Origin of the sequence: Devosia lacusdianchii (assembly GCF_022429625.1) — a bacterium.
In the GTDB taxonomy this organism is placed as follows: domain Bacteria; phylum Pseudomonadota; class Alphaproteobacteria; order Rhizobiales; family Devosiaceae; genus Devosia; species Devosia lacusdianchii.
This window is the reverse complement of sequence record NZ_CP092483.1, coordinates 1,507,820-1,529,790: the sequence shown is the minus strand read 5'-3', so window position 1 is coordinate 1,529,790 and position 21,971 is coordinate 1,507,820. Positions and strand designations below refer to the sequence as shown.

At 63.5% G+C, this 21,971-nt stretch carries 19 protein-coding genes; 8 read left to right on the top strand and 11 right to left on the bottom strand.

What is annotated here, in order from left to right; all coding sequences use genetic code 11:
- Nucleotides 1-3 precede the first annotated feature (3 nt).
- The 6 genes from MF606_RS07310 to MF606_RS07285 all read right to left on the bottom strand — a co-directional run bounded on the left by MF606_RS07310 (nucleotide 4) and on the right by MF606_RS07285 (nucleotide 6,262).
- Complete coding sequence (locus MF606_RS07310) at nucleotides 4-1,098, bottom strand: pyridoxal-phosphate-dependent aminotransferase family protein (RefSeq protein ID WP_240233150.1); 1,095 nt, start codon at nucleotides 1,096-1,098, stop codon at nucleotides 4-6.
- Between the two features lie 2 nt (nucleotides 1,099-1,100).
- Complete coding sequence (locus MF606_RS07305; RefSeq protein WP_240233149.1) at nucleotides 1,101-1,880, bottom strand: ATP-binding cassette domain-containing protein; 780 nt, start codon at nucleotides 1,878-1,880, stop codon at nucleotides 1,101-1,103.
- Nucleotides 1,877-2,647 (bottom strand): ABC transporter ATP-binding protein, encoded by a 771-nt coding sequence (locus MF606_RS07300; RefSeq protein ID WP_240233148.1) that lies wholly within the window; start codon nucleotides 2,645-2,647, stop codon nucleotides 1,877-1,879. Before MF606_RS07300 ends, MF606_RS07305 begins: the two co-directional genes overlap by 4 nt.
- Nucleotides 2,644-3,468: an ABC transporter permease gene (locus tag MF606_RS07295; protein ID WP_240233147.1), complete on the bottom strand. Its 825-nt coding sequence runs from the start codon at nucleotides 3,466-3,468 to the stop codon at nucleotides 2,644-2,646. Before MF606_RS07295 ends, MF606_RS07300 begins: the two co-directional genes overlap by 4 nt.
- The gene (locus MF606_RS07290) at nucleotides 3,465-4,454 is read right to left on the bottom strand and encodes an ABC transporter permease (RefSeq protein ID WP_240233146.1); all 990 of its coding nucleotides are present in this window, start codon (nucleotides 4,452-4,454) and stop codon (nucleotides 3,465-3,467) included. The genes MF606_RS07295 and MF606_RS07290 overlap by 4 nt, the downstream gene beginning before the upstream one ends.
- A 197-nt stretch (nucleotides 4,455-4,651) precedes the next feature.
- Entirely contained in the window at nucleotides 4,652-6,262 is a 1,611-nt protein-coding gene (locus MF606_RS07285; protein WP_240233145.1) for an ABC transporter substrate-binding protein, read from the bottom strand.
- 158 nt (nucleotides 6,263-6,420) lie between these two features.
- On the opposite strand from MF606_RS07285, the gene pdxY reads away from it, so the two are divergent.
- Nucleotides 6,421-7,248, top strand: coding sequence for a pyridoxal kinase (pdxY, locus tag MF606_RS07280; RefSeq protein WP_240233144.1), 828 nt, complete (start codon nucleotides 6,421-6,423; stop codon nucleotides 7,246-7,248).
- Here the strand turns inward: pdxY and MF606_RS07275 are convergent.
- Nucleotides 7,245-8,279 carry a LacI family DNA-binding transcriptional regulator gene (locus MF606_RS07275; protein WP_240233143.1) on the bottom strand — a complete coding sequence of 345 codons (1,035 nt, stop codon included), beginning with the start codon at nucleotides 8,277-8,279 and terminating at the stop codon, nucleotides 7,245-7,247. The genes pdxY and MF606_RS07275 overlap by 4 nt on opposite strands.
- A gap of 258 nt (nucleotides 8,280-8,537) precedes the next feature.
- On the opposite strand from MF606_RS07275, the gene MF606_RS07270 reads away from it, so the two are divergent.
- From MF606_RS07270 to MF606_RS07240, 7 genes are all read left to right on the top strand, one after another.
- Nucleotides 8,538-9,572, top strand: coding sequence for a Gfo/Idh/MocA family protein (locus MF606_RS07270; RefSeq protein WP_240233142.1), 1,035 nt, complete (start codon nucleotides 8,538-8,540; stop codon nucleotides 9,570-9,572).
- A gap of 11 nt (nucleotides 9,573-9,583) precedes the next feature.
- Entirely contained in the window at nucleotides 9,584-10,486 is a 903-nt protein-coding gene (locus MF606_RS07265) for a sugar phosphate isomerase/epimerase family protein (protein WP_240233141.1), read from the top strand.
- 70 nt (nucleotides 10,487-10,556) lie between these two features.
- A complete protein-coding gene (locus tag MF606_RS07260) occupies nucleotides 10,557-11,783 on the top strand; it encodes an ABC transporter substrate-binding protein (protein WP_240233140.1) in 1,227 nt (408 codons plus the stop codon).
- 72 nt (nucleotides 11,784-11,855) lie between these two features.
- Nucleotides 11,856-12,758, top strand: coding sequence for a carbohydrate ABC transporter permease (locus MF606_RS07255; protein ID WP_240233139.1), 903 nt, complete (start codon nucleotides 11,856-11,858; stop codon nucleotides 12,756-12,758).
- Complete coding sequence (locus MF606_RS07250; protein WP_240233138.1) at nucleotides 12,755-13,582, top strand: carbohydrate ABC transporter permease; 828 nt, start codon at nucleotides 12,755-12,757, stop codon at nucleotides 13,580-13,582. The genes MF606_RS07255 and MF606_RS07250 overlap by 4 nt, the downstream gene beginning before the upstream one ends.
- A complete protein-coding gene (locus MF606_RS07245) occupies nucleotides 13,579-14,646 on the top strand; it encodes an ABC transporter ATP-binding protein (protein WP_240233137.1) in 1,068 nt (355 codons plus the stop codon). Before MF606_RS07250 ends, MF606_RS07245 begins: the two co-directional genes overlap by 4 nt.
- Before the next feature lie 267 nt (nucleotides 14,647-14,913).
- Nucleotides 14,914-15,750, top strand: a complete 837-nt coding sequence (locus tag MF606_RS07240; RefSeq protein WP_240233136.1) for a Crp/Fnr family transcriptional regulator — start codon at nucleotides 14,914-14,916, stop codon at nucleotides 15,748-15,750.
- Nucleotides 15,751-15,786: 36 nt separating this feature from the next.
- Here MF606_RS07240 and MF606_RS07235 read toward each other — a convergent pair whose 3' ends face one another.
- The 4 genes from MF606_RS07235 to MF606_RS07220 form a co-directional block, all read right to left on the bottom strand.
- Entirely contained in the window at nucleotides 15,787-16,449 is a 663-nt protein-coding gene (locus MF606_RS07235) for a response regulator (RefSeq protein ID WP_275693133.1), read from the bottom strand.
- A gap of 134 nt (nucleotides 16,450-16,583) precedes the next feature.
- Nucleotides 16,584-17,924 (bottom strand): HlyD family type I secretion periplasmic adaptor subunit, encoded by a 1,341-nt coding sequence (locus MF606_RS07230; RefSeq protein WP_240233134.1) that lies wholly within the window; start codon nucleotides 17,922-17,924, stop codon nucleotides 16,584-16,586.
- Nucleotides 17,925-17,948: 24 nt separating this feature from the next.
- On the bottom strand, nucleotides 17,949-20,225 hold the full coding sequence (locus tag MF606_RS07225; RefSeq protein ID WP_240233133.1) for a calcium-binding protein: 2,277 nt from the start codon (nucleotides 20,223-20,225) through the stop codon (nucleotides 17,949-17,951).
- A complete protein-coding gene (locus MF606_RS07220) occupies nucleotides 20,222-21,928 on the bottom strand; it encodes a type I secretion system permease/ATPase (RefSeq protein ID WP_240233800.1) in 1,707 nt (568 codons plus the stop codon). Before MF606_RS07220 ends, MF606_RS07225 begins: the two co-directional genes overlap by 4 nt.
- Nucleotides 21,929-21,971 lie beyond the last annotated feature (43 nt).

Here is a 21,971-nt window from a genome sequence, read left to right as displayed (position 1 = left end):
CGGTCATTCCCTGCCGTAGGCGGCGGCAACGGCGCGGGCTGCCGCGCCGAGGTCGGCTTCTGCGCCTAATGCCGACAGCGCGCCGCCAAGGGCGACGACATTGGCGAGGACCTGCTCAAACGCTGCGTTTGGACCCGTGTGGTTGAGGCGCACCAGACGTTCGGCGATGCTCCCCACGCCTGCTGAAAGACCGGGTGCGTCCCCTGCGGCGGCAAGGACCTGTGAGGCCGTGAGGTGGTCCGGCAACAAGGCCGCGGTGACCAGGTTGGAAGCGTGTTCGGGCGCAACCCAAGGGGCGAGACCCAGCGCGGCCAACCCGAGACGTGTGGCATCGGCGGCCCGGACATGGCGAGCGATGAGCGCCGGCAGGGTCTCGGCTTCGACGCGGTCGAGGGCGGCGGCAAGGGCCCAGAATTCCAGGGCGGAGGGCATGCCCGGCAAGACGCCCCTACCGGTAGCGAGCCAGAGGCGGCGGTGATCGAGCAGCGACAGAATGGAGCCGGCGGGCGTTGCCGGGTGATCGGCTAGAACCCAGGCGGCTGGGCTGAGCGCTATGGTCGACAGGCCCGGGGAGCCGCCGAGCGATTTTTGTGGGCCGGTGACGACCACGTCGAGGCCGAGAGCATCGACATCGAGGGCGTGGCCGCCGGCCGAGGCGACGGCGTCAACCACGGTGAGCAGACCGCGCCCACGGGCAAGCGCGACGATATCTTCGAGGGGATTGAGGATGCCGCTGGCGGATTCGGCGTGGACGAGAGCGAGCAAACCGGCCTGCGGATTGCCGTCGAGGGCGGCTTTGACGGCGTCGACGGCAATGGGCAGGCCTGGTTCGGCGATCACGTCAATCACCGTGGTTCCGGCGCGGCGAAGCCAGCTGGAGAACATGAGACCGTAGGGGCTGGTGACGATGTTGATGGCGTGGAGGCCGGGTTGGCCCAGGCTGGCCGCTACCGCTTCGAGGGCGACGATGGCCTCGCCCTGGACGAGGAGCACGTCGTTTTTGGTGCCAAGCAGCGCGGCGAGACGGTCGGCGACGTCGGCGTAGCCAGTGGCCGGAAATGGCGGCAGATCGAGCAGCGCGTTTGGGGCGGTCGGCATGGTCAGTCCTGTGGCTGGAGGAGGCGCGGCACGGCGGCGAGGAGCGCCCTGCCCGTCTCCGATTGTGGCGCGGCGATTACCTGGGCGGTCGGGCCGGTTTCGACGATGCGGCCGCGCTCCATGATGGCGACGCGATGCGCGATGGCGCGGACCACCGCGATATCGTGCGAGACGAAGATGTAGCTGACGCCGGTTTCGGCCTGGAGATCGACCAATAGCCTGAGGATATGGGCGCGGACGGAGACGTCGAGCGCGGAGACGGCCTCGTCGAGCACGATCAGGCGCGGCTGGGTGGCGAGGGCGCGGGCGATAGCGACACGCTGGCGCTGGCCGCCGGAGATTTCGTGGACGGCGCGGGTGGCGAGGTTTGTTGGCAGGCCGACGCGGTCGAGCAGGCGGGCGATGGCGGCGGGGCGATCGGCGCGGGTGGCAAGGCGATGGACGCGCAGGGGATCGGCGATGACGTCGGCGACGCTGGCGCGCGGGTTCAGCGCGGCGAGCGGGTCCTGAAACACCATCTGGAGGCGCTTGCGCGTGGCGCGGAGGGCAGCGCCGCGGAGGGCGAGAAGATCGATGCCCTCGAATTGCAGGGTGCCGCCATCGGCTTCGACCAGCCGCATGATCAGGCGCGCGAGCGTGGTCTTGCCGCTGCCAGAGGGGCCGACGATGCCGAGAGTTTCGCCTGACGCGATGGAGAAGCTGGCGTCGGTCACGGCGGCGAGACGTGCGCCGGAGCGGCGGAAGGATTTGCTGAGGTTCTTGGCGGTGAGAAGGTCGGTCATGCGCCAGTCCCGATCAAGGGGGGCGTGCTCAGGTCGAGATGGGCTCCGAGGAGCGCGGCGGTGTAGGGCTCGCGCGGGCGCAGGATAATGTCGGCGGTTGGGCCGCGTTCGACGAGCCTGGCCTGGCGAAACACGGCGATGCGGTCGGCGAGGCCGGAGGCCAAGGCGATGTCATGGGTGATGAAGAGCAGGGTCATGCCCGCTTCGTCCACGAGGCTGGTCAGCAGCGCGACGATTTCGGCTTGCACGATGGTGTCGAGGGCGCTGGTGGCCTCGTCGGCGATCAGGAATTTGGGGTTGGCCGCGATGGCAGCGGCGATGGCGACGCGCTGGCGCTGGCCGCCGGAGAGCTGGTGCGGATGGGCGCGGAGCAGGCTATCGGGATCGGGCAGTTTTACGCGGGCCAGCAGGTCGCGGGCGCGGAGGTGGGCGGCTTTCCAATCGGAACCGAGATGAGCGACGGCGCCTTCGGCGACCTGTTCGCCAATGGTCAGGACTGGATCGAGGCTGGAGGATGGATCCTGGAAGACCATGCCGATATCGCGGCCAAGTGTGGGTTTGCCCTGCGGCCAGTTGATGCTGCCGGATTGCCGGGCGGATGCGGGGAGAAGACCCGCGAGAGCGAGAGCGAGGGTGCTTTTGCCGGAGCCGCTTTCGCCGATGATGGCGAGGCGTTCGCCGGCGTTGATGGTCAGCGTCACGCCGTCCAGGGCGGCGGTTGCGCCGAAATGGACGCTGAGGTCGGTGATATCAGCAAGGACGGTCATAGCCGCACCCGGCGGCGGCTGAGGGCTTCGGCGAGGCCCTCGCCGAAGAGGTAGACGCCGAGGACGGTGATCACCAGCGCGAGACCAGGGATGATCGACAAGAAGGGCGAGGAGCGCAGGACCGCCCTGCCCTCTGCGATCATCGAGCCCCAGGTGACGATGTTTGGATCGCCGAGGCCGAGGAAGGACAGCGCCGCCTCGGTTAGGATGGCGCCGGCGACGATGACGGCGCTGAGGGCGAGGACGGGCGCCAGGGCGTTGGGCAGGATTTCGCGGAAGGCGATCTCGGCGGGATGCATGCCGATGACGCGGGCGGCGGCGACATAGTCGCGTTCGCGCAGGGAGAGGACTTCGGCGCGGGCGAGGCGCGCGGGGCCGGTCCAGGCGCCGAGGGCGATGGCGAGGACGACGACGGGCAGAGACGCGCCGATGACGCTGACGAAGGCCAAGGCAAGGAGAAAGCCGGGCACTGTCTGGAACGCGTCGACGATGCGCATGAGGATTTCGTCGACGAGGCCACCGGCGAAACCGGCAATGGTGCCGACGCTGGCACCGATGATGATGGCCGCGATGGTAGCGGCGAAGCCGACCAGCAGGGATGCACGAGCGCCGTGGACGAGGCCGGCGAGGACGTTGCGGCCGAGGCGATCGGTGCCGAGGGGAAGCGCCCAATCGGTGAAGGGAGCGGTGAGTGCGGGGCCGACGATGGACAGCGGATCGCGCGGGAAGAATAGCGGCGCGCCGAGAGCGATGACGATGAGCACGGCGAGCACGGCGGCGCCGAACAGGCCTTCGGGGGATTTGGCGAAGCGGGCCATCATGCGCTGGCCTCGCTGGCGCCGACGCGTGGGTCGAGGAAGGCGTAGACGACGTCCACGATGAGGTTGGTGAGGATCACCAGCACGGCGCTGATGACGATGATGCCCATGAGTAATGGGGTATCACGGCCAGAGACGGCTTCCTGGGCCAGGCGGCCGAGGCCGGGGATGGAGAAGACGCTCTCGATGACGACGCTGCCGCCGAGCATGGTGGCCGATTGCAGGCCGAGCATGGTGACAAGCGGCAATAGGGCGTTGCGGGCGACGTGGCGCCAGACGATGCGGCGGCGGGAGAGGCCCTTGGCGCGGGCGGCGAGGACGAAGTCCTGGCGCCAGACCTCGACCATGCCCGCGCGCATCAGGCGGAGATAAAGCGCGAGATAGATCAGGGCCAGCGCACCAACCGGGAGGACGAGGTGCCTGATGATATCGAGGGCGCGGTCGAGGCCGGCCTTGCCGGAGGCGAGGGTTTCGATGCCTGAGAGCGGCAGCCAGCGGAGTTGGACGGAGAACACCACCACTAGCACGAGACCGAGCCAGAAACTCGGAACGGCGTAGAGGGCGAGCGAACCGATGGACAGCAGCCGATCGCGGGCGCTGCCGGGTCGGGAGCCGGCGGCTATGCCGAGGAGCGAGCCGATGCCGAAGGACAGGGCGACCGCGCTGCCCATGAGCAGGAGCGTGTTGGGGAGGCGCTCGAGCACCACGGTCAGGATGGGGCGATTGAGCAGGACTGAGTAGCCGAAATCGAGGTGGAGGACGTTCCAGAGATAGAGGCCGAGGCGGGTGATTGGGGATTGGTCGAGGCCCCAATTGGCGCGGAGGGTTTCGACGAGGGCGGCATCGCCACCGCCGGTCGAGACGAGGTAGGCGTCGACAGCATCGCCGGAGGCGAGTTCAAGCAGGAAGAAGGTACCGACGAGCACAATCAGCAGCACCGGGATGCTGCCGACCAGGCGGCGGAGGACGAGTTTGCCGGCACGGTGCAAGGGGTTATTCCGGTGGTTTCAGTCGTCTCCCTCCCCCTTGTGGGGAGGGATCAAGGGTGGGGATATGCTTGCACGCCGGACTCGCGGAGAGATACCCCCACCCTGCTCGATTTAACGGACTTGGCTCACGCTAAGTCCTATCTCGCTTCCCTCCCCACAAGGGGGAGGGTGGACAACTGAGAGGCCGGAGCTCGGGACTAGCCGTCGATCCAGGTGTCGGACCAGTTCGAGACGGCCCAGCGGGGATTGTTGGAAACGTTGTGGACGCTGGTGCGGGCCACGGTGATGAAGCCCCACTCGGCGACGTTGATCAGCGGCAGGTCCTCGGCTGCCACGACCTGGACCTCGTTGTAGAGCGCGGTGCGTTCCTCCTCGTCGACGGCGATCAGGGCATCATCGATCAGCGTATCGAGCGCCGTGTTGCTGTAGCCGCCCTGGTTGGAGAAGGGTACGCCTTCAGCCGTCGCAGTGCGGAGAAGGATGGTGGTCGAGATGGCCGGATCGCCGCGGAAGACCGGCGGAGCGATGGCCAGATCGAACGCATGGTCGGTGTAGACCGCCTGCTGGTGGGCAGCGCTGTCATTGTTGGCGATCTGGGCGTCGATGCCGATCTCGGCCAGGGCCTGGCGGAGATAGTCGCCGAACTGGCGGGTCTCGTTGAAGTATGGCGCGGGCAGCAGGCGCAGGGTGAAGCGGTTGCCGTCGGCGGCCCGGGGGTAGCCGGCTTCGTCGAGCAGGGCGTTGGCCTTGTCGACGTCGAAGGCATATTGCGGCGTTTCGGGGTTGTAGAATTCGGGCGCGTTCTGCGGGACGATGCCGGTGGCGGCAGTGGCGTAGCCGAGGAAGATGGTATCGACCACGAACTGCTTGTCGATGGCGTGGGCGATGGCTTGGCGGACCTTGAGGTTGGCCAGTTGCTCGGTGCGGTGGTTGATTTCGACCACGAGCTGATAGGTCAGGCCTTCATAGCCCTTGGAGATGACTTCGATGCCCTCGACTTCGCCGATTCGGGCGAGGTCGGCCAACGGTACGGCGGAGAAAGCGGCGAGGTGAATTTCCTCGGCTTCCAGAGCGCCGGCAGCAGCGGCGCGGTCTGGCAGGACGCGGTAGAGGATTTCATCGAGGTTGGGCTCGCTCTCGCCCCAATAGGTCTCGTTGCGGCTGAGGAGATAATACTCGCCGGGCTTGTACTCGGTGAACTTGAAGGGTCCGGTGCCGACGAGCTGGGCATTGGCCGGATTCTCGGGAATGTCGGTGCCTTCATAGAGGTGCTTGGGCAGCACGCTCGTGGTGGCGGGCAGCGCGTTGCGGATGAGCTGGAAGGGCGTCGGCTTGGAGAAGCGGAAGATTGCGGTCAGTGGATCGGGCGTATCGACGGCTTCGAGGTTGGCGAAGACAAGGCGGCCGAGATTTTGCAGCGGCTTCCACACGTTGAGCGCCGAGAAGGCGACGTCTTCGGACGTGAAGGGCTTGCCATCGTGCCAGGTGACGCCTTCGCGCAGGGTGAAGGTGGCGGAAAGGCCGTCTTCGGAACCGGTCCAGGCGGTAGCAAGGCGCGGCGCGAGACCATTCTCACCGTCGAAAGAGGCCTCAGCCAGCGGCTCGATGACCTTGCTGGCGATGAAGAAGACGCCGTTGGACGCGACGATGGCCGGGTTGAGATTGCGCGGCTCAGAGTCGGCGGCGACGATGAGGCGACCGCCCTTTACGGCATCCTGGGCAAAGGCGGCACGCGGCAGCGCCGTGGACGCCAGTAGCGCGGCGGTCGCGCCCAACAGAGTACGCCGGCTAACGAGGAATTTGGTCATGTGCTATGCCCTTGCCAGAATTGCGTTATTGACGGTTACTCTAGTCCTTTAGTCGGGTTACGCCAGAGATGGCTTTCTAGCCATTTAGTCGTGGCCTAGAAAATTCTGCCGAACACGCCCAGGTTCGGGAACTTAGCACACACTTCGATCGGCATAAGATGAGCGTCATATCCATCCAGTCCCAGGTCATCCACGGCCATGTCGGCAATAGCGCTGCGGTGTTTCCGCTGCAGTTGGCAGGCTTCGAGGTTGCTGCCGTGCCGACGGTGCTGCTGAGCAACCATCCCGCCTATCCGAGCGTCAAGGGCAGCGTGTTGGACGCCGGTTTGGTGCGTGACCTTTTGGCCGGGCTGGAGGATCGCGGACTGGTCGAGGCGTCCCGCGTGCTGATGACGGGCTATATTGGTTCGCCTGAGATTGCCGCCGTGGTGGTGGATTTCGTAACGCGGGCCAAGGCCAGGAATCCCGGGCTGCTCTATGTCTGCGATCCGGTCATGGGGGATTTCAGGCCGGGCTTTTATGTGAAGCCAGAGGTTCGCGAGGCGATCACCAGGCAATTGGTGCCGCTGGCGGACGTGTTGACGCCCAACCGGTTTGAGTTTGACGCGCTGGTCGGACGGGCGAGTGCGGGCAAAGCCGAACTGGTGGCAGCGGCGCGGAAGCTGGGCAAGCGGGTGGTGCTGGTGACCGGAAGTCCCACCGACCAGACCATCATCACCACGGCCGTGACGCAGGATGGCGCTTGGCAGGCGACGACCCCTGCCCTGTCAACCAAGGCGTCGGGCACCGGCGATCTACTTGCGTCGCTGTTTGTGTCGGCAACGCTCCGGGGCAAAGCCACGCCAGAATCGTTGGCGGATGCCGTATCTGGGGTGTTCGGCATCATCGAGGCCACGGTGGCGCAGGATGGGTTGGAGCTTGATCTGGTGCGGCAGTCGGCGTTGCTCTATGCGTCGCATCGCCGGTTTGAGGCGGAAGCCATCTAGATATTGTCGCCGTCGCTGTCGCCCTCGACCAGTTCGAGCGGCACGACTTTGCGGACGATGCCGAGCGGATAGAGATGGGCATAGGCGGGCATAGTGGCCAGCAAAGATTCCGCGAGCGTTATGCCGAGATCGCGCAGCGACAGTCGGAAGCAGGTCAGCTTCGGATTGAGGTAATGGGCGTGTGGGCTGTCGCGGCCGATGACTGCGATGTCCTTGCCGGGAATCAGGCCGGAGTCGCGCAAGCCGCGATAAAGGCCGACCGACATGACCTCGTTGGTCAGCACGAAACCCGTCGGACGCTTTTCCGGTGGCATGGCGGCGATACGCTGACCCATCTGGTGGCCACCGCGCTCGCTGGGATGGGCGCGGAAGATCATGTCCGGGTCGAATTCTATGCCATGCGCCCCAAGCGTCTGCCGATAGCTCTCGATGGTGATGAAACCGAGATTTATATCGTCGAACGGGGCAAAGATGCCGATGCGGCGATGGCCCTTGGCGATGAGGCGCGAGACGCCGACCTGAGCCATGCCTTCGAAATCGAGATCAAGCCAGGGCTGGCCCGCATCGGTCAGACTGCGGCCAAGGGCGATGAACGGGATCTTTCGTTCAGCAAGGAAGGTGATGCGCTGGTCGTGGCGCTTGGTGGCCGAGATGATCAGGGCGTCTGCGAAACCGCGCGCGACGACGCGCTGCATATAGGCGTCCGGGTCCTCCTCGGACGAACAGAGCAAGGCGACCAGATCAAGCTGGTGACGAGCGAAGACCGTTTGCACGCCGTCGAAGACGCTCATGAAGAAAACGTCGCCCTCCCCGGTTATGTGTGAGCCGGTCTGCATCATGAAGCCAACGACGCCGGTGGAGCCCTTGCGCAGGGCGCGGCCGGCCTGATTGGGCACATAACCCATGGCGCTGGCGGCCTCGAGCACGCGCTGGCGCGTCTGCTCGCTAACATCGGACTTGCCATTGAGCGCACGCGACACAGTGCCGATCGAGATATCGAGCTGCTGCGCCAAGCGCCTGATGCCCTTCATGTTTCCGATGCCCCGCTTTTGTGCGCCGGACCGTTGGAGGTCCGTTGATTTTTTACCATTCAATGAACTCCGGGCTGCGGCTTTGCAAGCCGCGATCCACCGACTTCTCCACAAGGCCCCGACAGTTTCAGAAACGTTTACGAAACCTATTGACACCAGAAAATGAGGTACGTACCTTCGTAAACGTTTACGGGACTCGTGCGGACGATTTCTCACGCAAGATGAGACGTCAAGGCGAGGTCCAGAGGAGTTCTCATCTTGGTGTTCAAAGCCGTTCTCGCGGGTTGCGGAAGCATGTCCAGGGGTTGGTTGTCGGCGGTTGCCGAGCATCCCCTGCTTAAAGATCGCGTTCAGATCGTCGGACTGGTCGACCTCCACCGCCCCACTGCCGAAGCGCGCGCCAGCGAATTTGGGCTTTCCGATGCGGTGATCGGCACCGACCTCGACCAAGTGCTTGCCCAGACCACGCCCGACCTGCTGTTTGACGTGGTGGTGCCGTCAGCGCGGGCGGACGTGGTGGCTATCGGCCTCAAGCACGGCTGTCACGTGCTGAGCGAAAAGCCGATGGCGGCGAGCCTGGAAGCCGGGCAGCGGATGATCGCTCAAGCCAGTGCTGCGGGGCGCACCCATGCCGTGGTGCAGAACCGGCGCTTTGTCGCTGGCGTGCGCCGGATACGGCGGCTCCTCGAAAGCGGAGCACTGGGCGATTTGACGGCTTTGCATTGCGATTTCTTCGTCGGCGCGCATTTTGGCGGCTTCCGCGAAGAAATGGAAAACGTGCTCCTGCTCGACATGGCGATCCATACGCTCGACGCGGCGCGCTTCATGGCCGGCGTGGCACCCAAGGCGGTCTATTGCCTCGAGACCAACCCCAAGGGCTCCTGGTACGGCCATGGCGCCGCGGCCAATGCAATCTTCGAGTTCGATGATGGCGTGGTGTTCAACTATCGCGGCTCGTGGTCGGCGGAAGGCGCCAATACGAGCTGGGAGAGCGCCTGGCGGGTGGTGGGTAGCAAGGGCACCCTGCTCTGGGACGGCGAGGATCGTTTCGAGGCCAATGTGGCCGCGGATGGGGTCGGGTTGCTGCGTGCGCCGCAGGCGATCGACGTCCCCGAACCTGAAGACCTCGACCAGACCCATGGCCATGCCAGCGTGCTTGCCGACTTCCTCGATGCGATCGAGCAAGGCCGCGCGCCCGAGACGGCCGGCAACGACAATATCAAGAGCCTCGCCATGGTCTTTGCCGCGATCGAAAGCGCCAAGACCCGTCAGCGCGTGACCATTTCAGTCTAGGGATTTTCGACGTGACCAACCCAGCCAAGTCCATTCGCATCGGCACCATGATCCAGGCCACATCAGGCAAGGCGGCCGAGAACATCGCTGCCATCGCCGATCTGGGCTTCGAGAGTTTCGAGCCGTTCTTCTGGCAGACCACCAACGGGCAAGACCTGGCGGAACTGGGCAAGCGTTCGCTGGACGCGATCGGTAACCGCGACATCACCATTTCGACGCTGGGCATGTTCGGCAATCCGCTGGAAGACCAGGAGATGGATCGCCAGACGCTGCAGGGCTGGAAGGACTGTATCGACAACGCGCACCACTTCGGCGCAACCACGGTGGCGGGGTTTACCGGTCGCATCCGTAACAAGCCGCTGACCGATAGCCTGCCCCGCTACAAGCAAGTGTGGAGCGATCTGGCCAAGCGGGCGGCGGACAAGGGCGTCCGGATTGCCTTTGAAAACTGCGCCATGGACGGCAATTGGGCGACGGGCGACTGGAACATCGCCCATAATCCCGATGCCTGGGAGCTGATCTTCAACGAGACGCCAGATGACAATATCGGCCTCGAATGGGAGCCCTGCCACCAGCTCGTCTACCTGATCGATCCCCTGCCCCAGATCCGCAAGTGGGCGCACAAATTCTTCCATGTGCATGGCAAGGACGCGACGGTGCGCTGGGAAGTGATCAAGGAGCATGGCGTCTTCGGCAAGGAGAAGTTCGTGTTCATGCGCACGCCGGGGTTCGGTGACAGCAATTGGACCGACGTGATCTCCGAGCTGCGGCTCGCCGGGTATGAAGGCTCGATCGATATCGAAGGCTGGCACGACCCGGTCTATCGCGGCGACCTCGAAATGACCGGTCAGGTCCGCGCACTCAACTATCTCAAGAATTGCCGTGGTGGCGACTTCGTCGCTGCCGCCGGCTAGGCGCCGCATCGGCCAGGGAGGGCCGACGGCATTTTTGCAAGCAGCAAGGCTGCAATCTGGGAGGACGTCTATGAAGCTGAAATATCTCGGCCTGATGGCCGGCATTGCGTTTGGTGCCATGGGTATGGCGGTTCCCGCCATGGCCCAGACCGTGATCAAGGTGTGGTCGATCGACGGTGCCAATCAGCCCGGCATTGCCGATACGCTGAGCGCGGAGTTTAACGCGCAGAATACCGATATTCAAATCGACTATCGGATCATTCCGTTCGACGATCTGGTCAACGAAGCCCTGCGCGCCTTCGCCACCGGCCAGGCGCCAGACATCATCTCGCTTGATAATCCGGACTTCGCGCTGTTCTCGTCGCGCGGGGCATTCCTCGACATTACCGAGCGCGCGGCTGCTTCCGACATCATCGACACCAGCGTCTATTTCGAAGGTCCGCTCAATTCGGTGAGCTGGGATGGCAAGCTGTTTGGCCTGCCCAAATACACGGACACCATCGCGCTGTTCTACAACAAGGACCTGTTCGCCAAGGCTGGCATTGCCGAGCCGCCCAAGACCTGGAGCGAACTCGTCGACACGGCGGCAAAACTGACCGACCCGGCCAATAACGTCTATGGCATCACCTTCTCGGCGCGTGCCGGCGAAGAAGGCACGTTCCAGTATCTGCCGTGGATCCAGATGGCCGGTGGCGGCTATGATAACGTCAACGTCCCCGGCGCCGTCGAAGCGCTCGATGACTGGAAGGCGATGATCGACGCCAAATCGGCCAGCCAGGACGTGCTGAGCCTGGGCCAGTGGGACTCCACCGGTACGTTCAACTCCGGCAATGCAGCCATGGCCATTTCTGGTCCATGGGAACTGAACCGCATGTCCACCGACGCCAAGTTCGACTGGGCCGTGGCATTGCTGCCGACCCAAACGGAAGGCGGCGAGCGGTCGTCGGCGCTGGGTGGGTTCAACTGGGGCATTTTCTCGACGACCAAGCATCCGGACGAGGCGTTCAAGGTGCTGGAATTCTTCGTGAGCCAAGACGCGCGCATGTTCCCCGAGTTCTCCAGTCTACCAGCACGCAGCGATATCGCCCTCCCCGAGACCGGCGTGCCGCTGAAGGATGCCGCGCTCAAGGTGTTCCAGGAGCAGCTCCAGTATGCGCAGCCGCGTGGTCCCCACCCGGAATGGCAGAAGATTTCCAAGGCTATCTATGACGCCATGCAGGCCGCGCTGACCGGCCAGATGTCGGCCAAGGACGCGCTCGATCAGGCTCAGGCCACGATCAAAGGCATTGTCGGCTAACCCTCCTCCCCGACCTGGGCCGGCCGGAGCAATTCGGCCGGTCATATTGATTTTCCCCTGCGGAGGGCCGTCATGTCCCGAATTCTCAACAGCATGCGCGACGGGGTGGGTTTCGACCTGATCCTGGTCGGCGCGGCCATGCTGTTCCTTGTGGCGCTGGCGGGGCTGCCGCTGGTCTATAATGTGTTGATGAGCTTTCAGCAGGTGGACATGTTCACCCTGGGCTCGTTGATCCGGCCATTTGCGGGCATAGCCAATTATGTCGCCGTGGTGCAGCAGCCCGAATTCTGGCTGGTCACCAAGAACACGCTGATTTTCGTTTTTGCCTCGATGGCTGGCCAGTTTATCCTGGGCTTTGCGCTGGCGGTCTTCTTTGCGCAGAAATTCCCCGGGGCATCGACCATCCGTGGATTGTTCCTGGTCTCCTGGGTGATGCCGGGCCTGGTTGTCGGTGGCATCTGGAGTCTTATTCTTGCGGGCGACTTTGGCGTGCTGAACAGTGTGCTCCGGGGCTTGGGCATTACGCAGGGCACGATCTTCTGGAAATCGGACCCGAACTTTTCGCTGTGGGCGGTGGTCATCGCCAATATCTGGCTGGGGCTGGCGTTCAACATGCTGCTGCTGTCGGTTGGCTTGGCCTCGATCCCGCGCGATCTCTATGAGGCCGCCGAACTCGATGGCGCCAATGCGTTCCAGCGGTTTTGGACCATCACCCTGCCGATGATGCGCTCGACGATCGGCGCTGTGCTGTCGCTCGGCCTGATCGGCACGCTGCAACAGTTCGACCTGTTCCCTGCCCTCACCGAAGGCGGACCGGCCAATACCTCGACCGTGGCGGGTTACTGGGCCTGGCAGATGAGTTTCCAGCTTTATGACTTCGCCAAGGGGGCAACGATATCGGTGATGATGTTCGTGCTCGTGCTGTTTGCCTCGGTGGTCTATGTGCGCTCGACCCGGCATGAGGTGCGCGGATGACCCGGCCTTATGTTCCCTGGCTACTGCTGGTTGCCGCGCTAGCCTTTGCCGCAGTCTATCTGTTCCCGCTCTACTGGATGTATGTGACGAGCCTCAAATCGGGCTCGGAAATCTTCGCCAATCCACCGACCTTCTGGCCGGTGACGCCTGATCCCAGCGTCTATCCGGCGGTGTGGACACGGCGGACAATGGGTACGTTCCTGTGGAACTCGGTGGTCATCGCCTCCGGCGTGACGGCCATCACGGTGATCCTGGGCACCGGCTGCGCCTATGTGCTGGCGCGGTATCGCAGCGTCTGGGTGGATATCGGGCTGTTCATGATCCTGATGCTGCAGGTGTTGCCGGCCTCGGTGATGATCACGCCACTCTTTGTGGGCTTCAACCAGATCGGCTTGCTGAACTGGCCACGGACCGCCGTGGTGCTCGCGGCGGGAGCGAAGTCCATGCCGTTCTTCGTGGTGCTGGTGCGCGCAACCTTCATGAGCGTCCCGCGGGAACTGGAGGAGGCCGCGTTGGTCGATGGCAATTCTCGGGTCGGGGCGTTCTTCTCGATCGTACTGCCGCTGGCGCGCAACGGCATACTGGTCTGTGCGATCCTCACATTCATGGGTTCGTTCGGCGAATACATCTACTCCAAGTCGATCATCCAGGACACAGCGCTCCAGCCCGCCAGCGTTGGGCTTTCCGGCTTTCTCGGGCCGAACTCGACCGACTGGAATTCCATCATGGCCTATTCGGCCATCTACGTGACGCCGATCCTGGCCGTCTTCGTCCTCTTGCAGCGCCGTATCGTCTCTGGCCTCACCTCGGGAGCCCTCAAATGACCGCACAGATCGAGCTCAGCAATATCGACAAGCACTACGGGGCATTCCACGCGCTGAAGAATGTCAGCCTCACGATCGCAAAGGGCAGCTTCGTGGCGCTGGTGGGTCCATCGGGATGCGGCAAGTCCACGTTGCTGCGGTCCATCGCGGGGCTGGAAACGATCACCTCGGGTACGCTCCGGATCGCCGGAGAGCCCATGACCGGCGTGCCGCCGCGCAAGCGCGACGTCGCCATGGTGTTCCAAAGCTACGCGCTCTACCCGCATATGACGGTGGAGGAGAACCTGACCTATTCCCTGCGTCTGCATGGCGTGGGCAAGGCGGAAGCCAAGGCCAAGGCGGCGGAGGTGGCGGCGACCACGGGCCTATCGGCCCTGCTCAAGCGCTATCCGCGGGAGCTTTCTGGCGGGCAGCGCCAGCGTGTGGCGATGGGCCGGGCGATCATCCGCAATCCCAAGGCATTCCTGTTCGATGAGCCCCTTTCCAACCTCGACGCGGCTTTGCGCGTGCACATGCGCAAGGAAATCAGAGCTCTGCATGACCGGCTGGGGGCGACCTCGGTGTATGTTACGCATGATCAGGTGGAGGCCATGACCATGGCCGACCACGTGGTGGTCATGCGTGACGGGGTCATCGAACAGCAGGGTTCGCCGCTGGAGCTCTATGATCGGCCGGTGAGCCGGTTCGTGGCCGGGTTTATCGGATCTCCGGCGATGAATTTCGTGCCCGGCACCATTGGGGCCGATGGGCAGAGCGTGCAGCTCGACTTGGCGGGTGGCGTTTCGTTGCCGCTGGGCCGGCAGGTGTCGGCCGGGCGCAAGGTGATCGTCGGCCTACGGCCGGAGCATCTCGTCGTCGGCGGCGATGGGGCTGGCGCATTGCGGCTGCCGGTGGCGGTGGTGGAGTCGACGGGGTCGATGACCTATGTGGCGACCGCCACGACCCCGGAGCTAACAGTGGTCGAAACACGCCGCACCGACGCGAAAGCGGGCGATACCATTGCCGTGAGCATCGCGCCGGACCATTTGCACCTGTTCGACCCTCAGACCGATCACGCCATCTAAGGTCGCCGTTTTCCGTTCATTTTCAATATCTTGGCCGGCACGCGCCCTAGCGTCGCCGGCCTTTTTGCATGGCGTCGGGACTAAGGTCTGGAATTGGGAGCGACCAACGTCGTTTGCGGATGCCGCCTTGGTCTGAATCATTGACAGACCATCGTAAGTAGAAGTGTGCCGCCCTCTGGGTCCATAAGTAACATACTGACGGAACACCAGATTATCCCGGTGCCCCGCTTGGACCGAGCATTGGATATATTTGGGCAGGAGATGCGAATGGATGGCGCGTTCTCGATCGGCAACAGTCAGCAGAGATACCGGGCTGAGCCCCAGGCCAACCCCGTGCAGAAGCTCATCGCCCCGCCCCGCATTCGGCGATTTTCGCGCGGCGAGACCATCTGCGAACCGGGCCTGTCCAACCTGGTTGGCTGCGTGGTCGAAGGCACCATCAAGCTCGTGAGCTACCTGCCGGACGGGCACACCAATATTGTCGGCGTCATCGAGGCGCCCGGATTCTTCGGCCGGGTGTTTGATGTGAGCGCAGAATTCTGCGTCGAGGCCGCGACGGATGTCGTGCTGGCCTGCGTCGAACGGGCTGCTTTCGAGACGTTGCTGGCGGAGCGCCCGGAGCTGGAGCATCTGATCCATATGGAGAATCTGTGCCAGCTCGACGACGCCCATGAGCGCATCCTGGTGCTGGCGTGCCAGAACACGATGCAGCGCCTGGCAACGTTCATGGTGCTGCGCTTGCTGACGAGCGAGATACGTTTGGGGCGCGCGCGGGAAGCCGGCCTCATCCACGTGCCGATCAATCGTCGCGACTTTGCCAGCTATCTGGGCACGACGGTGGAGACCGTGAGCCGCAATTTGCAGGCGCTGGTCCGACGCGGCACGATCACCATTATCGACAGTTCCAATTTCCGCGTGACGGCGCGCAATGACCTGTTCAGGGTCGCGAGCCAGGACGAGGACGATCTGTGCGATATGATCCGCAGCCGGAGACCGGCAATGCGGGAGCTCTCGTCGCTTTTCGCGCGGAGTGTGCAAGAGCGCGGGCAGACGGTTGCCACTGTAGCACTGGATACAAGCGCAATGGCTGTGGCGGCCGAGTAAGCCGCCCTGCCCGGACAACTCGTTGAGCGCTGGAGCTTAGCGGCTCACAGCGCTTTCCATGTCCTGGTTCTGGCGGGCGGCGATGACTACCTCCACCCTGTTGCGGGCCTTCAGCTTGAGCATCAGCCCGGTCATGTAGTGTTTGACGGTCTTTTCGCTGATGCGAAGCTCGGCCGCGATCTCCCGATTGGTCCGCGCCTGCATCAGGTGTCCGATGATTTGCTTTTCGCGCACATTGAGCTTGATTGCCTCGTCGAGGGCCTGCCGGCGAGCGCGGTCGCGCAGGCCGTTCATCACCTGGCTGGCATATTGCCGGGTGACGAACATCTGGCCGGACATGACAATGTCGATGGCCTCGATCAGCTCGGACGAAGGGCTGCCCTTGAGCACGAAACCGGTCGCGCCGGCATCGAGCGCCTTGAGCGCGGATTCGATGCTGCAATAGGCGGTGAAGACGACCACCTTGGTGTTCGGCAGCGTCGTGGCGATCTGGCCGATGGTGCGAAACACGTCTCCCGGCATGCTCAGATCCATGATCAGAACGTCGGGAGCGAGGGTTGTGGCAAGCTGCAAGCTGGTATCGGCGTCGGCAGCCTGACCTACGATTTTATGCCTGCTACTGGTGGCGAACAAAGAAGTCATTCCAGCCAGTAGGACCGGGTGATCGTCAGCGATCACGACTTTAACTAAGTTCTTCATTTTATTGCAGCAAAATTGCTGCGACCCCTGCCCAAATTCAACTTAGACAACCCTACTTCTTAATTAACACTCCGTAAATTCACGAAATGGAAAATTGATTAATGTGCTTGGCTGCGTCAAGAAAATTGACACACCTACTCTTCGCGGAAGGCTCTCGTAACCTGATCGGTAAAAGGTTTTAGGAAGTAAGAGATAGCAACCTGTTCTCGCGTCTGAACAAAAACTTCGACTGGCATACCGGGCACGAGGCCACGATCGCCAAGTACGGAAAGGTCGCCGGCGACTTCGGCCTCGGCCAGATAGAAGCTCTGACCGGTGGTGGCATCGCTGGTCGCCGCAGCCGAGACTCGCGAGATCGTTGCGTCGATTTCCGGCGTCGTCCGCTGGTCGAAGGCGCTGAAGCGGAGCTTGGCGGGTTGGCCGACCTCGATCTGGTCAATGTCGTTAATCTGTACCCGGAATTCGATCTTGAGATCGGCGTCATCGGGGACGATGGTCATCAACCGCTCGGCGGGGCTGATGACCCCGCCGAGCGTCGTCACGGTGAGCTCGTTGATCACGCCGGAGACCGGCGAGCGGATTTCGGTGCGGGCCAGACGGTCGGTCACCTCCGCCAGCCGGTTTTGGAGTTCCGCGATCGTCGCATCGAGTTGGCGAAGCTCGCGCTGAGCCTCGGTATAGGCCAGTTCGTCGATGGCCAGGATTTGCACCTGAATCTCGCCGATGCGGGCATTCGAGCGCGCGATATTTGCCGTTACCTCGCCCTGGCTGCCCATCATGCGGGCCAGTTCGCGATCGGTGGCATTTATCCTGGTGGTTTCCATCAGGCCCTTTTCGGCCAGCGACCCCATGCGCGCGCGCTCTTCCTGCAGCAGTACCATCTCGCGCTCGAGGGCTGAGGCCTGAAAGTCCAGGCCGATGATTTCCTTGCGGAGCTGATCGACCTGCGACTCGAGCTGTTCGCGCCGCGACGCGCGGTTGCGAACCATGCTGTCGAACAATTGCTGCTCGCCCTGCAAAATCTGCGCGGCATTGGGATATTGGTCGAGGTAGCCATCGGGAAATGTAATGGCCGTCAGGCCGTCGCGCTCGGCTTCGAGCCGCGCGCGACGCGCAACGAACTCGGCCAATTGCCCGGTCAGGATCGCCTGTTCGGTACGGATCTGAACATCGTCGAGCCGCAGCAGGACCTGGCCTTGCAAGACATCCTGGCCCTTGCGCACCTCGATGGCTCTAACGATGCCGCCATCGGGATGCTGAAGAACCTTCAGGCTATCCTCAACCAGCACGGTGCCACTGGAAATGACTGCGCCCGACAGCTTTGCCGTCGCCGCCCAACCGCCGATACCGCCCAACAGCAACACCGCGGCGACGCTGCCGACGACCACCCTGCCCCGTAGCCCAAAATCGGATTGCTTGACGGGCCGTCCCTTGCCAGCGCGCGCGTAGGGCATGCCGATATCCATTGTACTCATAAACTGAACTCCCTGGTCGTCCCGTCAGGCGAAATGATTGCCGATGCCCAAGGGCGCGGCGACACCATCGAGAACGATGGCGAGCTCGTAGAAGTCGTTGCGGTCGATGTCCGCCTCGATGATGGTGTGATCCATGTCGTCATAGAAAGCGTGTCGGACGCGGATCGGCAGGTCGGACTCAAAGCCTTCCTCGAGAGCGTCGTAGAGCTCTTCGAAGCGCTGCTGCTCGTCCTGAGCGGCGTCGTTCCAGTGCGAAATCTCGTAATCGGCGACGTGAATGCGGTCACCGACGACGAAGTCCATGATCTGCTGGACGATCTGCTCGCTCATTGCGGCGTCGTTGACGGTGAAGATGAACAGGTCCTGCCCTTCGCCGCCGGCCATCACGGTCGCCGTCGTGCCGACGACGAAAGTGTCGTCGCCGCGCCCGCCGATAATCTCCTCGATGTTTTCGAACAGGTCCTCATCGACTTCGAGACTGGCTGCGATGCCGTCGTCAACGTGAATGTAGAGGTCGGCCGAGGTCTGGGCATAATCGAGGATATCGTAGCCGACGCCGCCGTCGATCTCGTCATAGCCGGCGTCACCCGAGAAAGTGTCGTTGCCCAGGCTGCCATAAAGCTCGTCGTCTCCGACGCCGCCGGAAATGTGGTCGTCGCCAGCGTCGCCATAGAGTTCGTCGTCGCCGTCCTCACCGAAGAGCTGGTCATTGCCTTCGCCGCCCCAGGCCGTATCGTCGCCCGCTCCGGCGAGAATTGTGTCGTCCCCATCGTCGCCACGGAGAGTGTCGTCGCCCTCGCCGCCATCCATAAGGTCGTCACCGAGACCGCCTATCAGGGTGTCACTGCCTGAGTGGCCCTCAATGGTGTCGTTGCCGGCATCGCCTCGCGCCACGTCATCGCCGGCATCGGCGACCAGCATGTCGTCGCCGTCGCCGCCAGAGAGATCGTCGTCACCTTCTCCGCCATCGAGGACGTCGTCACCAGCACCGCCGGTCATGACGTCATTTCCGGCTGCACCATAGGCGATATCAGCGCCATCCTCACCCTCGACAAGGTCGTCGCCGTCGCCGCCATCAAGGATGTCGTCGCCAGCGCCACCCATCAGGGTGTCGTTGCCCTCGTTGCCATCGATGACGTCATTGCCCTCGTCGCCGAAGAGCCTGTCGTCGCCTTCGCCGCCGCCGATGATATCGTTGCCCCGGCCGCCGAAGATGGCGTCGTCGCCTAGGCCGCCAAACAGCTCGTCGTCACCGTCGCCGCCATTGATGTGATCATTGCCAAGACCACCGACCACAGTGTCGTTGCCGGCTCGGGCATCGACGATATCGTCACCGGCCAACGCGTCGATATCGTCGTCCCACGGCGTGCCCACGAACACGTCGTCGTGCGGCGTCAGGAGCACGGTATTGCGCACCACCTGAAGCGTCGCCGTCTGGACGATCTCCACCAGCCCGTCGCTGATATTGTAGGTGAAGGTGACGATGCCGAGCATTCCGGGCACGGTCGCAAACGACCAGCCCGCCGCCGTTTGAACGAGCGTGCCACCGGTCAGCGTGATGTCGTTGATGGTCAGGATGTCGCCGTCCGGATCGATGGTGCCGAACAGCAGTTGCGAGAGACCAATCAAGACGACCTGGCCGGCAAAAACGTCGTTCAGGCGAACCGACCCCATGGTAATGGGGGCGCGATTGCCCTGGTCCGGGGTATCGTCGTCGTCATCGTCGTTGTCATCGTCATCATCATCGTCATCCGGCTCATCGTCATTGTCGGCCGGAGACGGCAGAGGCTGATTGGGATCAGCGGCGATGGATGCCAGAGGTTCGTCCGCCGGCACACTGACGGGAGCGTTGTCGTTCTCCGGCCGATAGCCGAAGGCCGCCGGGAAGAACGGGGCAATGTTCGGCCCGAAAACCTCGAACGGCGTCGCATAGGCGATCGCCACGGCATCGGGCATGACGAAGCCCTTTGGCCAGGCGACCGAATGACCGATGGCATTGTCCGGATCGTCATTGCCGATGCTGCCCGTGGTCACGGGATCAACGGGGTTGCCAGAAACGGCGCGACCGGCACGTGGTGCTTCCTGATTGCCGGGTGCCGCGCTGTCACCCCCTTGCGAGGGGTCGGTTCCACTCTGCGACATTGCTGGAAAGGCGCTCTTGATGAAGGCGCCGACGCCGGCGATCAGTAGCGCTACGAATAACGGTACCCTCGACTCCCGCTCCGGCTTATTGAGGTCGAACCGCTTGGCGGGATCGACCGGCGGGGCGGATTCGCGATTGGCCTTGGCTTCGATGATCATGCCGGTTCTCCCGCTTCCATGCGCGGCTCGACGACCTTGGGGGCGTTGAAATTGGCTTGCCGCTGGCCCGCGACGATTTCGTCCTTCGGCCCGAACGCGGTCAGTTTGCCGTTCTGGAGGACGGCAACCATGTCGACCTCGGCGAGGATGCTGGGGCGATGGGCGACTACGACGGCGATGCCGCCGCGTGCCCTGATCTGGCGGATCGCCAGGTTGAGCGCCTGCTCGCCTTCGGCATCGAGAAACGCGTTCGGCTCGTCCATGATGACGAGGAAAGGATCGCCGTAGAGCGCGCGCGCAAGGCCGATGCGCTGGCGCTGACCGGCGGAAAGCGCGGTGCCCATAGGGCCGAGTTGGGTGTCATAACCATCCGGGAGCCGGACGATCATCTCATGCACGCCAGCCGCCCTAGTGGCGGCAACGATGGCACGGGCATCGCGATCAGGGGCGAGACGGGTAATGTTCTCGACGATGGTGGCATCCAACAGGGCTACGTCCTGCGGCAGGTAGCCGACGTATTGACCGATCTTGTCTTCATCCCACTGGGTCAGATCGGCGTCGTCTAGGCGGATAGCGCCACGCAGGGTCGGCCATATGCCGGTCAGGGCGCGAACGAGGGTGGTCTTGCCGCCCCCGCTGGGACCGATGACACCGACGGCCTGTCCCGCCTTCAGCTCGAAGCCGACTTCGGTCAGCAGGACGCGGCCTGATCCGGGAGCAGCCACGGTGATCTTGTCGACCTTGAGCGACTTGGCTGGCGCCGGCAGGTCAAGTGGCTTGGTCAGGCCGGAGAGGGCAACCATAGTGTCACGCAGGCGCTTGAAGGCTTGCCGCGCCGCGACCACGCCCTTCCAATTGGCGATCGCCATATCGATCGGCGCAAGTGCACGGGAGGAAGCGACAGAAATGGCGATGATGGCGCCCGCGGACATCTGCCCCTGGATCGCCAGATAGGCACCCAGCCCGAGCAATGCCGATTGCAGCACCATGCGCAACACGCGGGAGAACGCGCCGAAGGTCCCTATGACGTCGCTGGCCCTGGTCTGCAGGGTCAGGTGATCCTGATTGGCCTCATTGAACCGGGCGACGGCGCGGGCGGAAAAACCCATCGCCTTGATGATATCGGCGTTGCGGGCATTGGAGTCAGCGACCGCGTTGCGCGACAGGAAGGCTTGTTGGGATGCCGAGGCCAGCTTGCGGGACTTGAGTTCGGTCCACACCGTCAGCAGCGTCAGCGTTATCGCACCACCCAGGGTGAGGGCGCCGAGCATGGGATGCAGGAAGTAGACGAACAGCACGTAGAGCGGGACCCATGGCAAATCGAAGAGGGCCACGGGGCCCTGGCTGCCCATGAAGGAGCGGATGGTATCGACATCACGTCCACGCTCGAGGGCTTCGCCGGTGGAAAAGCCGAAGCGAGGCATGTCGACGCTCACACGGTGGGCGATCGGCGCCAGCATGCGATCGAAGCGCGCGCCAACGCGCACGAGCAGTTGTGTGCGAACAATGTCGAACACGCCCTGGAAGAGGTAGAGGCCGATCACCAGGATCGACAGAGCCGCCAGGGTCGGAATGCTGCCGCTGGTCAGCGCTCTATCGTAGATCTGCAGCATGTAGAACGAGCCCGTCAGGGCCAGAACATTGATGATGCCGGATATCCAGAACAGGAATACAGCAACGCCCTTGAATTCCTTGCGCAACATCTCGTCGCCGCGATGTTCCGCCAACGCCTTTGTCTGTGCCACG